General features: G+C 65.2%; 3 protein-coding genes. All 3 read right to left on the bottom strand.

The features are described 5' to 3' along the window. Positions 1-136: 136 nt before the first annotated feature. Positions 137-271: a hypothetical protein gene (locus JV241A_RS27795; RefSeq protein WP_275670878.1), complete on the bottom strand. Its 135-nt coding sequence runs from the start codon at positions 269-271 to the stop codon at positions 137-139. A gap of 343 nt (positions 272-614) precedes the next feature. After that, on the bottom strand, positions 615-1,577 hold the full coding sequence (locus tag JV241A_RS09060) for an alpha/beta hydrolase (protein ID WP_134062045.1): 963 nt from the start codon (positions 1,575-1,577) through the stop codon (positions 615-617). A 56-nt stretch (positions 1,578-1,633) separates the two neighbouring features. Continuing rightward, complete coding sequence (locus tag JV241A_RS09055) at positions 1,634-13,360, bottom strand: non-ribosomal peptide synthetase (RefSeq protein ID WP_134062043.1); 11,727 nt, start codon at positions 13,358-13,360, stop codon at positions 1,634-1,636. Positions 13,361-13,364 lie beyond the last annotated feature (4 nt).

The raw sequence follows: 13,364 nt of genomic DNA, 5'->3' as shown, positions 1-13,364 counted from the left end.
TACGGTGCCTTCCAGGGGCATCGCGGCCTACGACTTGCTTCGCCAAGTCTACGTCTCGCGACTTCGGCCTGGGCCGAAGGGTGCTACGCACCCGCCCCCTCCAGACACCTACGCTCAGCCTCCTGAAGTCGCGAAGTTACGGGCGGCGCCTGCACTGACGTATCTGCGAAAGCAGATTATGGCGGCGCCAAGCTGACGCTGAAGCGAGGACCGACTGCTTCATCTTGATGTTGATCTTGATCTTGATCTTGATCTTGATCTTGATGTTCATGCACGTACTTCCAGGCGCCGCGAAAGGCGACTTCAGGAGGCCGAGCGGAGGTGCCTGTAGGGGCGGTGCGCAGCACCTTCGGCGATAGCCGAAGACGCGAGACGTAGACTTGGCGAAGCAAGTCGTAGGCCGCGATGCCCCGGAAGGTGCCGTAGCGAGGGGACCCGAAGCGCAGCGTAGGGCCGTATGCAGGAGCAAGCGGTTTTGGTTCCTTTTGCCAAGACAAAAGGGACCCGCCGTAAAGGCGGAAGGGGCCAGCAGCAGCCCCACACCGAATGGATAAACTCGCAGCCTCAACATCCCAACCCAGGATTCCATGAACAACCTTTTTTTGCCCGCACCTTCAGCCCAACTGGTTCAGCGCCCAGCTCTCAAGCTCGGCGTAAATAGCCTCGACATCCGCCACCATCCCTGACATGCGCAGGTAGTCATGGGTCATGTCCTCGACCCGGCGCAGGGTCAGCGCAACCCCGGCCTGCTCCAGAGCCTGGGCATAGGCCAGACCTTCATCGTGCAACGGGTCGAAACCCGCCACCGCCAGGTAGGTGGGCGGCAAGCCGCGCGGGTCCGGGTGCAGCAGCGGTGAAACCCGCCAGTCCGTCGCCGAGCCATGCGCCCCCAGGTACTGGCGATAGAACCAGCGCAAGGTGGCGGTTTCCAGCAAGTAGCCTTCAGCGTAGGTGCGGTGCGAGTCACGCTCACGGGACAGGTCGGTCACCGGGTACAGGAGCATCTGCGCCCGCGGTGCAAGGTTCAATTGATCGCGGTGGTGCACGGCGGTCAGGCTCAGCACGCTGGCCAGCGAGGCGCCAACGCTGTCGCCGATGAAGATCACCTGCTGGCTGTCCAGTTGCAGCGCAGCGGCTTGCGTCGCCAGCCAGTTGGCCGCGTCGAGCGTATCGTTGAGCGGTACCGGAAATCCATGTTCCGGCGCGCGCCGATAGGATGGCGCGAACACCGCGAAGCGGCCGCTGGCCGCCAGACGCCGGCACACCGAATCATGGGAGTCGAGGCTGCCGACCACGTAACCACCGCCATGCAGGTAAAACAGCACCGGTAACGGCTTGCTGTCGCTGCCCGGCCGGCGGTACAGGCGCGCCGGCAACAACACCCCATCCCGCGCCGGCAGGGTCAGTTCGCTGACAGTCAGTAGCGCCGGCGGCGTCGGGTCGAGCACCGCCGAAGCCTGTTCAAACACTTCGCGGGCCTGGGTCACCGGCAATTCATGCAGAGGCCGGTTGCTCCCGGTCAGCCGGCCCAGCTCGGCCAGTTCGAGAAACGCCGCCAGGTCAGGATGCACATGCATCATCGTATCCTTCAATAAAGTGAAAAACGGGCCCTGCAAGCAGGGCCCGGGAAGACTCAGCCATCGATTGCTTCAAGGCTGCACAATTGATCGCGCAGAGACTGCAACAAGGCCGGATGACGTGGAATCTCATCGTGACGGGTAGCCAGCACTTGCCGCTCTTGCCGGTTCGTCAGGCCCTGCTCGAAGCGCTCGACATCGGTGCCCTGCGGCTCGCCCGCCCACCAGCAATGGACCGGGGCGCTCACCTCAGGCAGCGTCTGGAGTTGCTCGCTCAAGGCCTTCAAACGCATGGCGACCATGAAGCCATGGGCCAGGTCCTGTGCATCAAAGCCCATTCCAGGTTCAGCGCCTTGCTGCAAGCTGCCGACTAGCTCCAGCAACGCCGGGTACTGCAACGGGGCCTGGCAGGTCAGCGCGGGCAGGCTGTGCACCTCGCGCTGCAAGGCCACGGCCAGGAAGGCCTGCAGCTCGCCGGTGTAATCGCTGGTGGGCGCGACCGGTTGCGCCGATGGGATGAAGCTGTCGACCAGGGTAACGAACGCTACCTGCTGGCCCTGGCGTACCAGTTCATCGGCCACCAGCAACGCCAGGGCGCCACCCAACGACCAACCCAGCAAGCGGTAAGGGCCTTGCGGCTGTTTCTGGCGAATGTACTGGGCGTAATCAATGGCCATGGCCGGCAGCGATTCGTCCTGCCAGTCCCGGTCCAGCAACATTCGGCATTGCAGACCATAGACACTGCACTGCCCATCCAGCTGACGGGCCAGCGGCTCGTAGTCGAACACCGTGCCGAAACCGGCATGCAGGCAGAACAACGGCGGCACCTGCGGGCAGCGAGCGTTGAGCAACAGCAGCGGGTCGAGCCCTTGCTCCTGCGCCGGTTCATAGCCGCTGAGCTGAGCAATGGTCGGGCTGTTCATCATGTCCCGCAGCTTGAGCTCGAAACCCAGCGCGGGACGACTACGGACCTTGCTCAAGACCTTGAGAATACGCAGCGAATCACCACCGAGCTCGAAGAAGTTGTCGGTGATACCGAGCTGTTCGACCTCCAGGACTTCCTGCCAAATCTGCACCAGCGCCTGTTCCAGCTCGTTGCGCGGCGCCACGTATTTGCGTTCGATGGCCTCCGGGTCCGGCAGCGCCTTGCGCTCGACCTTGCCATTGGGGCTCAGCGGCAAGGCATCGAGCACCAGGATCCGGCTTGGCACCATATAGTCCGGCAGCACCTGCTGCAGCGCACCGCGCAAGCGCTTCTCTAGCCCGGCCACGCTGTTGGCCACCACATAGGCGATCAACTGGTTGCCATGGGCATTGCGGCGCGCGACCACGACCGCATCGCGGACACTCTCCTGCTCACGCAGACGCGCCTCGATTTCACCCAGCTCGATGCGAAAGCCGCGGATCTTCACTTGATGGTCAAGACGCCCGAGGTAATCGAACACGCCGTCCTCGCGTTGGCGCACCAGGTCGCCGGTACGGTAGAGGCGACCACCCTCGCTGCTGAACGGGTCGGCGACGAAGCGCTCGGCACTCAGCCCCGGGCGTGCATGGTAGCCACGGGCAAGCCCTTGGCCACCGATGTACAGCTCACCGGCGGCGCCCATTGGCAGCGGGTTGAGCTGGCTGTCGAGCACATACAGGGTGCGCTCGCCGACCCGTGTGCCGATCGGCGCGTAGGCGGCGTTGCACTGGGCGTTGGCGTCGACTTTCCACAGCAGTGGCGTGACCACGGTCTCGGTCGGGCCGTAGCCGTTGGTCAGGTAGCGCGGTTTGAGCGTGCGTTTGACCCGCTCGAAATTGGCCTCGGCCACCGCATCCCCCCCAAAGCAGTAGACCTGCACCGCCGGCGGCACGCGGCCTTCGGCATACTCGGCAAGTTGCTGCAGGTAAGCCGGCGGGAAACAGGCGATAGTGATCGCCTGCTCGTGCAGGGCATTGAAGGTTTGTTCGGCTGTCCACAGCTGATTGTCGCGCACGATCAGGCACCCGCCGCACAGCAGGGTCGACAGCCAGCGCTCCTGGGCACCGTCAAAGGCGAACGACATGAACAACAGCTCGCGTGTTTGCGTGTTCATGGCGTAACGCTCGGCAATGGCCCGGCAATGCATGGCAATCGGGCCGCGGGCCACGGCAACGCCCTTGGGCTTGCCGGTAGAGCCGGAGGTATAGATCAGGTACGCCAGGTTGTCGGCTTCGGCGCGTGGCCATGGCCGTTGCGGCGCATCGGGCTGCAAGGTCAGTTGGTCCAGTTCCAGCAGCACCGGCACCCGGGCGTCCCCCAGCCGCTCACGGACGCTGCGCTGGGTGATGAGCACGGCCATGGCCGAGTCCTCGATGATCCAGTCGAAGCGTTCGCGCGGGTAGTCGATGTCCAGCGGCACATAGGCGCCGCCGGCCTTCATCACGGCATAGAACGCCACGATCACCTCGACCGAACGCTCCAGCGCCACGCCGACAAAGACTTCCGGTCCCACCCCCTGGGCCATCAGATGCTGGGCCAGCAGCGAGGCACGTTGTTCCAGCTCGGCATAGGTCAGTTGCTGATCGGCGCAGACCACCGCCACGGCATCCGGACGCAGCCGGGCCTGGGTGGCAATCGCCTCGCTCAGGGCCTGGGCCTGGCCCGCCTGCGGCAGGGCATTGCGCTGTTGCAGGGCATGCAGCCCGGCATCGTCAAGCAGGCCAAGACTGCCGACTGTCGCGTGCGGCTGGTCGAGCAAGGCCCGCAGCAGGTTCTCGAAGCCTTGCATGAGTTGTGCGCAGGCTTGCGGCGTAAAACGCTCGCGCAGGTAGAGGAACTCGATCGACAGCGTGGCATTGAGGCTGACGGCCAGGTCCATGGCGTAGTTGGTGACATCGCGGCCACTGGTCTTGCCAAAGCGCAGGCCGGTCTCGCTGCCTTGTTGCAAGCGCTCGTCCACCGGGTAGTTTTCAAACACGATGATGCTATCGAACAGGGCCTGCCCACCCTGCCCGGCCCAGCGCTGGATATCGGCCAGCGCCGTCTGTTCATGGTCACGGGCTTCCAGGTTGTAGGCCTGCAGCTGCGTCAGCCACTGGTGGACACTGACCTCAGGTTGCACGGTCTGGATGATCGGCAAGGTGTTGATGAACAAGCCGAGCATTTCGTTGGCCCCGGCCAGGGAGGCCGGTCGACCGGCGACCACCGCACCGAAACTGACCGTCTGCTGGCCGCTGTAACGCTGCAGCAGCAACAGCCAGGCGGCCTGTACCAGGGTGTTGGGGGTGACGCGCAGGCGCTGTGCAGCGGCCTTGAATACCTGGGTCTGCGCTTCGTCCCATTTCAGGTACAACGCATCATGGCCCTGCAAGCCGGGCGCCGGTTGCGGGCCGATACTGCTGGCCAGCAGGGTTGGCCCTTCAAGTTCGCGCAGGCGCTCCTGCCAGAACGCCTGGCGGCTGACCGCTGACTGGCGCTGCAGCCAGTCGATATAGTCGCGGTAGCGCCCTTGGCGCATTGGCAGTGCCTGCCCGGCATAGGCCTGGAGCACTTCACCGAGCAAGCGCGAATTGCTCCAGCCGTCCATCAGGATGTGGTGGCTGGTCCAGATCAACTGGTGCTGGTCGGCGCCGGTCTGTACCAGGGCCAGGCGGGTCAACGGCGCGCTCGGCAGGTCGAAGCCTCTGGCGCATTCGGCGGCCGCCAGGGCCTGCAGTTGCTCCTGGGTCACCTCGCGGTCACGCCAGTCCAGGCAGTTGATCGGCATACGCGCCTGCTTGTAGACCAACTGCAAGGGCTGCTCAAGGGTTGCGCTATTGCAGAAGCCAGTGCGCAGGATCTCGTGCCGTTCGATCACCTGGTTCCAGGCCGCTTCGAAGCGAGCGCTGTCGAGGCCTTCGACCTGGACACTGATCTGGTTGATATACAGGTCGGCGCCATTGCCTTCCTGGGTATGGAACAGCATGCCCTGCTGCATCGGCGACAGTGGGTAGATGTCCTCGACCTGCTCCAGGGCCACCGGCAGTTGCTCAAGCTGGGCCTGGCTGAGCCCGGCCAGGGGGAAGTCCGACGGCGTCGCCGAGCGCTCTTTCAGTTCACAGCAGTGCTCGATCAGTGCCTGCAGTTCGGCGACATAGTCGTCGGCCAGGCGCTGCACCGTGGCTTCGTCGAACATCTCCCGGCTGAAGCGCCAGCCCAGGCTGAACTCACCGGCATACACCCGGCCGTTCAGGCTCAGCCAGTTGCCCAGGTTGGCTTGCGGGCTCTGGTCCGGGCCCACCGCTTCGGCCGCCGGCACGAACAGCGCCCCCTCTTCGGCATCGAAGCTGGCGTCGAACTGGCCCAGGTAGTTGAAGGTGATCCGTGGCACCGGCAGCGCCACCAGGCTCTCGCGGCTGGCGCTGTCACCCAGGTAGCGCAAGGCGCCCCAGCCCAGGCCCTTGTCCGGGATCGCGCGCAGCTGTTCCTTGACCTGCTGGATGCTGCTGCCCAGGGCGTCGGTGGCGCTGATGCGCAGCGGGAACAAGCTGGTGAACCAGCCCACGGTGCGGGTCAGGTCGAGGTCGTCGAACAACTCTTCGCGGCCATGGCCTTCGAGCTGGATCAGGGTATCGGCCTGGCCGCTCCAGCGCCCGATCACCCGCGCCAGGGCGCTGAGCAACAGGTCGTTGACCTGGGTGCGGTAGGCCGCCGGCGCTTCCTGCAACAGGCGCCGGGTCAGTTCCGGCGACAAGCGGCTGTGCACCGAGCGGCCATGCTGGTTGGCCAGGCTGGCGTCCGCGCGGGCGCCCGGCAGCGCCGTCTGCACCCCGGCCAGTTGCCCCTGCCAGTAGCTGCGCTGGGCCTGGACTTCAGTGCTCAAGGCGTAGGCCTGCAGGCGCTGGGCCCAGTCACGCACGCTGTGGGTGCGGGCCGGCAGTTGCACCACCTGGCCCTCGCGCAGTTGCTCGTAGGCCTGCTGCAGGTCTTCGAAAATGATCCGCCACGACACGCCGTCCACTGCCAGGTGATGGATCACCAGCAGCAGGCGCTGCTCGCCATTGCCCAGGGTCGCCAGCACCGCACGCAGCAGCGGGCCGTTGTTCAGGTCAAGGCTGCGCTGGGCCTGCTGGCCGAGTTGTTCCAGCGCCTCGGCATCGGCGATCTCGCGCTGCCACAGCACGCTGTGGCTCGGCAGGCCATGGTAGGTCGCCTGCCACTCGCCGTGGTTTTCGACAAAGCCCAGGCGCAGCGCATCGTGCTGTTCCAGCAGCACCTGCAAGGCTTGCTCCAGCACCGCGCCGTCGAGCAGCTGGTGCGGTTTGAGCAGCACCGACTGGTTCCAGTGATGGCGCTCGACCTGCACTTCGTCGAAGAACACCCGGTGGATCGGCAGCAGCGTGCTCGCCCCTTCGACCCGGTTCTGGTCGACCTCAAGGCCGCTGGCCCCAAGGCTCGCCACCGTCGCCAGGCCCTGTACGGTCTGGTGCTGGAACAGTGCCTTGGGAGTGAAATGAATGCCCGCCTGACGCGCCCGGCTGACCACCTGGATCGAGATGATCGAGTCGCCGCCCAGTTCGAAGAAGTTGTCGCTCAGGCCGACCCGTTCCAGCTTCAGCACGTCCTGCCAGATGGCGGCGATGCGCTGCTCCAGGTCGCTGTGCGGAGCCACGTAGGCGGCTTGCAGCTGGCTCAGGTCCGGCATCGGCAAGGCCTTGCGGTCGAGCTTGCCGTTGGGGGTCAGTGGCAGTTGTTCAAGCTGCAGCAGGTGCACCGGCACCATGTAGTCCGGCAGGTGCTGGCGCAGGCCGGCCTTGAGCTGCTCGGCATCGAGCGCCTGGCTGGCCACCACGTAGCCCACCAGTTGCTGGCCGCTGGCGCCGTCGACCGCCAGCACCACCGCTTCGCGCACCGCCGGTTGCTGGAGCAGGCGCGCCTCGATCTCGCCCAGCTCGATACGAAAACCGCGAACCTTGACCTGGTGGTCGATGCGGCCGATGTACTCCAGCACGCCGTCGGCGCGGTAGCGGGTCAGGTCGCCGGTGCGGTACATGCGCTCGCCCGGCGGCCCGTACGGGTTGGGCACGAACTTCTCGGCGGTCAGCCCCGGGCGCAGCAGGTAGCCGCGGGTCAGGCCGTCGCCGGCCAGGTACAGCTCGGCGGCCACGCCCTGCGGCACCGCTTGCAGCTGGGCATCGAGCAGGTAGCTGGCGGTGTTGAACAATGGCCGGCCGATGTTGGCCTGGCCGCCGGCCTGGCGGCGGCTGAAGGTCGAATAAGTGGTGTCTTCCGACGGCCCGTACAGGTCGTAGACCTGCTCCACCGCGGTCTCGGCGTACAGTGCCTCGACCAGCGCCTGCTTGAGCGGCTCGCCGGCCAGGTTGATGATTTTAACGCTTGGCGGGATTTCGCCGGCACGCTGCAAGGCGGCAATCGCCGACGGCACGGTGTTGATCAGGCGCACCTGCTCACGGGCCGGCAACTGCGGCAGTTCCAGGGCGTTGCGGGCCATGACCAGGAAACCGCCATTGGCCAGGGTGACGAAGATTTCCCAGACCGACAGGTCGAAGCACACCGAGGTCGAGGCCAGCACGCCCTGGATGTCTTCAGCGCGGTACACCTGCTGCGACCAGTGCGCCAGGGCCGCGACGTTGCGGTGGGCGATGGCCACGCCCTTGGGCTGGCCGGTGGAACCGGAGGTGTAGATCACATAAGCGAGGTTCTGCGCCGTGGCGCGCGGTGCCGGCGGGGTGTCGGGATAGCGGGCGTCGTCTTCGACCAACACGGTGACGATGTCGTCCGGCCAGGCCTCGAGCACCCCGGCCTGGGTCAGCAGCACTTGCGCCTGGCTGTCTTCGAGCATGTAGCTGAGCCGCTCGCGCGGGTAGTCCGAGTCCAGCGGCACATAGGTGCCGCCGGCCTTGAGCACTGCCAGCAGGGCCACCACCAGCTCGGCACTGCGCGCCATGGCCACACCGACCCGCACCTCGGGGCCGACGCCCAGTTCGATCAGGCGGTGGGCCAGGCGGTTGGCGCGGCTTTGCAGCCAGGCGTGGGAATAGGACTGTTCGCCGTCGATCAGCGCCAGGGCTTGCGGTGCAGCCTGGGCACGCTGGGCGATCAACTGGTCGATGCAGCTATCGGCATCGAAGGGTTCACGCGCCGGGTTCAGGGCAAACAGCTGGTCACGCTCGTGAACGGCGAGCAATGGCAGCTCACCCAGGGCCTGTCCCGGTGCCTGGACAATGGCCTGCAGCAGGCGCAGCCAATGGTCTGCCATACGCTGGACAGTACCGGCTTCGAACAGGTCGGTGGCATAGGTGAACGAAGCCGCCAGGCTATCGGCACTCTCGTGCGTGCTCAGGGCCAGGTCGAACTGGGCATTCTCGCCCGACCAACCGAGGCTGGTGATCTGCAGGTCGAGCGGGCCACCGCCACGCTGCGCACCTGCAGCCTGCTCGGCCTGGTGGTTATACATCACCTGGAACAACGGGCTATAGCTGAGGCTGCGCTCCGGCTGCAGGGCATCGACCAGTTGTTCGAACGGCAAGTCCTGATGTTCCTGGGCTTGCAAGGTGACCTGACGCACTTGCTTGAGCAATGCGTCGAAGCCTTGCTGGCCATCAAGGTCGGCTTGCAACACCTGGGTGTTGACGAAAAAGCCGATCAGGCGCTCGGTTTCCAGGCGGTTACGGTTGGCGATCGGCACCCCGACGCGAATGCGCGACTGCCCGCTGTAACGGAACAACAGTGTCTGGTAGGCGGCAAGCAGCAGCATGAACAGGGTCACCCCCTGCTGCTCGGCCAACTGGCGCAACGCTCGATGCAACTGACTACTGATCGGCAACTCCAGTCGCGCACCGCGCAAGCTTTGCTGCACCGGCCGGACATGATCGGCGGGCAGTTCCAGGACCACACTCTGACGCCCGAGCTGCTCTTGCCAGTAGTCGAGTTGCCGCTCACGCTCACCCGCCTCCATCCACTGGCGCTGCCAGGCGGCGTAGTCGGCGTACTGGATTGGCAGAGGCGGCAACTGCGGCACCTGGCCCTTGCACAGCGCGGCGTAGCACTGCAGCAACTCGTCGATCATCACCTGCATCGACCAGCCATCCGACACGATATGGTGCTGAGTCACCACCAGCACATGGCGCTGTGGGCCGACACCAAGCAGGTCGGCGCGCAGCAGCAGGTCGTGCTGCAGGTCAAAGGGCTTGCACACCGCCTGGCGTACGAAACTGTCGCTGAGCGCTGTTGCATCGCCGTCTTGCCCCAGGGTATGGCGCCGCACCTGGAAATCCACCTGGTCACGGATCAGCTGCACGCACTGGCCATCGCGCTCGGCAAATCCGGTACGCAGGCTTTCATGCCGTTCGAGCAAGGTCACGAACGCTTGCTCAAGCGCCTCGCCATCGAGCTCGCCATCGAGCTGCAGGACCATGGGAATCACATACGCGGTACTGTGCGGATCGAGCTGCCAGAGAAACCACTGACGCTCCTGGGCATAGGACAACGGCACGCCCGCCCTGCGATCGACGGCCTGCATCGGCAGCTGATTGCTGCTCGGCGCCTGGCACAGCGCGGCAACGAAGGCCTGCAAACGGCTGTGCTCGAACACCGTGCGCAGCGCCACCTCCACCGCCAGTGCCTGACGCACCCGTGAGACCAGCTGGGTAGCCAGCAAGGAGTGGCCACCCAGGGCAAAGAAGTCGTCGTCCAGGCCAACCTGCTCGCACTTGAGCAATTGCTGCCAGATTTCGGCCACGGCCTGTTCCTGGGCGCTGACCGGCGCCCGGTACACCGCCTGTACGCTATTCAGATCAGGTGCAGGCAAGGCCTTGCGGTCAAGCTTGCCGTTGGGCGACAGCGGCATGGCCGGCAAAAAGATCATCTGCGTCGGCACCATGTAGTCTGGCAGGCCCCGGCCCAGCTCAGCCTTGAGCTGATCGGCCAGGGCTTGCTGGCTGGCCTGGTCGGCCATGGCCACAGCGCCATCGCTGGCCACCACATAGGCCAGCAACTGCACCCCCGTCGCGCCCTGCCCGGCAATGACCACGCACTCGCTGACAGCGGCTTGCTCCTGCAAGCGCGCCTCGATTTCGCCAAGTTCGATGCGCAGGCCACGAATCTTCACCTGATGATCGATGCGCCCGGCATATTCGATCACCCCATCCTCGCGCTGACGCGCCAGGTCGCCGGTGCGATACAGCCGTTGCCCACTGGCGAACGGGTTGGCGATGAAGCGCTCGGCCGTCAACCCCGGGCGGCGGTGATAGCCGCGAGCCAGGCCTTCGCCACCCAGGTACAGCTCACCGATCACCCCCGCCGGCACCGGGTTGAACCCGGCGTCGAGGATAAAAGTACTGAGGTTGGCAATCGGCTGGCCGATCGGCACGCTGTGGTGCTCCTGGGCCTGGCAGGTCCAGTGGGTGACGTCGATTGCCGCCTCGGTCGGCCCGTAGAGGTTGTACAGTTTCGCCTGGGCCAGCTGGGTCAGCACCTGCTGCTGGACCTCCAACGGCAGCGCTTCACCACTGCAGATGATTCGTTGCAGGCTGGTGCAGGTGACGGCCTCGCTATCGAGCATGAACGCCTGCAGCATCGACGGAACGAAATGCACGGTGGTGACCCGGGACTCGCGAATCAGCCGGGCCAGGCGGGACGGATCACGGTGATCCCCCGGCTGGGCCACGACCAGGCGCGCGCCGCTCATCAGCGGCCAGAAAAACTCCCACACCGATACATCGAAACTGAACGGGGTCTTTTGCAGGACGGTGTCACCGGCATCGAGGCTGTACGCCTGCTGCATCCAGTACAGGCGGTTGCTCAAGGCCCGATGGCGGTTGGCAGCCCCTTTCGGCCGGCCGGTAGAACCCGAGGTGTAGATCATGTACGCCAGGTGCTCGCCATCGTTGACGATGTCCAGATCACCCTGCGCCTCGCCTGCCAGGTCCAGCTCATCGACCGCCAGGGCATGCACAGCCGCAGGCAATGGCAACCCCGGCATCAAGGCAGCACTGGTCAGCACCAGGCTGACGGCGCTGTCTTCGATCATGTACGCCAGGCGTTCGCGGGGATACTCAGGATCCAGCGGTACATAAGCGCCGCCGGCCTTGAGCACCGCGAGCAAGGCAACCACCATCTCCACGCTGCGTTCGAGGGCGATCCCGACCAGTTGATCGGGACCGACACCGGCACTGACCAGCCGCCGCGCCAGCTGGTTGGCCCGGGCGTTGAGCTGCGCATAACTGAGCGCCTGGCCGGCAAACTGCAGCGCCGGCGCCTGCGGTGTACGCCGCACCTGGGCCTCGATCAGGCGATGGATGCACACCTCTTGCGGATAGTCGACGCCGGTCGCATTCCAGTCACCGGTGATGCGCTGGCGCTCGTTTGCATCGAGCATGCCCAGTTCACCGACCACCTGTTGTGGGTTGGCAACGATGGCGCGCAACAGATTGCGCCAGTGGCCGGCCATTTTTTCTGCGCTGGCGGCACTGAACAGATCGGTCGCATAGGTCAGTGCCGCCGTCAGGCCCTGGGCGTGCTCTTCGGTGGCCAACGTCAGGTCGACCTGGGCCGTGCTGGCCTCCCGCGCCAGGGGCTGCACCTGCAAACCCAGCCCGTCGTTGCCTGGCGCAGGGCGTTGAAGCGCACTGCCCTGGTGGTTGAACATGGCCTGGAACAACGGGTTGTGACTGAGTGAGCGCTCCGGCGCCAGGGCTTCGACCAGTTGCTCGAACGGCAGATCCTGGTGCGACTGTGCACCCAGCACCCGCTGTTTGACCTGCTGCAGCAGGGAGGCAAAAGACAGCAATGGGTCGAACTGCGCAGCCAGTACCTGGGTGTTGGCGAAAAAGCCGATCAGGCCTTCGGTCTCGACCCGGGTACGGTTGGCCACCGGCACGCCGACACGCACAGCCTGCTGGCCGCTGTAGCGGTGCAACAGGGTCTGGAACGATGCCAGCAACAACATGAACACGGTGACATTGTGCTGTTGCGCCAGCCGCTTGAGCCCTGCCGCCAGCGCCGGATCGATATCGATCTCCAGGCGCGCACCGCGAAAACTCTGGCGCAGCGGCCGCGGATGATCGGTGGGCAGTTCGAGCACCAGCGGCTCACGCCCGAGTTCGCCGACCCAGTAGCCGAGTTGCCGCTCACGCTCCCCGGCGTCCATCCATTCACGTTGCCACAGGGCATAGTCAGCGTAGTCGACAGGCAACTCGGCCAGCTGCACCGGCACTCCACGAACCTGCCCGGCATACACCTGCATCAGTTCGCGGACCAGCACCTGCATCGACCAGCCATCGGCAATGATGTGATGCAAGGCCAGCGCCAGCACATGCTCATCTTCTGCCACCTGCAATACCGCCGCGCGCAGCAGTGGTTGCAGTTCCAGATCAAAGGGCTCGCCCAACTGCGCCGCAAGGAAGGCCTCGATGGCAGTCTCGGTCGCCACGCCTTCGCCGAGAGGCTGGATCGCCAGCTTGAAATCACCTGGCTGACGAATCACCTGCAGGGTCTGCTCGCCTTGCTGGACGAAGCCGGTGCGCAAGGCTGCATGACGGGCGATCAGCACCTCGAAAGCGGCCTGCAAGGCAGGCAGGTTCAGGGCCCCGCGCAAGCGCAAGGCAGCCGGGATGTTGTACGCCGCGCTCTGCGGCTCCAGTTGCCAGAGAAACCACTGGCGCTGCTGAGCGTAGGACAGCAACAACGGTGCGCCAGCCTCCCGCTTGAAGATCGGTGCAACAGCAAAGAGATTGATACCTTTCTCTTTGAGCATGATGGCCAGGGCCTTGCGCTCTTTTGCCGACAATGCCCCAACCGCACCGATCAATTCTTGCACGTCA

This window comes from Pseudomonas sp. JV241A (assembly GCF_900275665.1).
In the GTDB taxonomy this organism is placed as follows: Bacteria; Pseudomonadota; Gammaproteobacteria; order Pseudomonadales; family Pseudomonadaceae; genus Aquipseudomonas; species Aquipseudomonas wadenswilerensis.
Note: the sequence above shows the minus strand (reverse complement) of the source record. Positions and strands in the feature narration are given on the sequence as shown.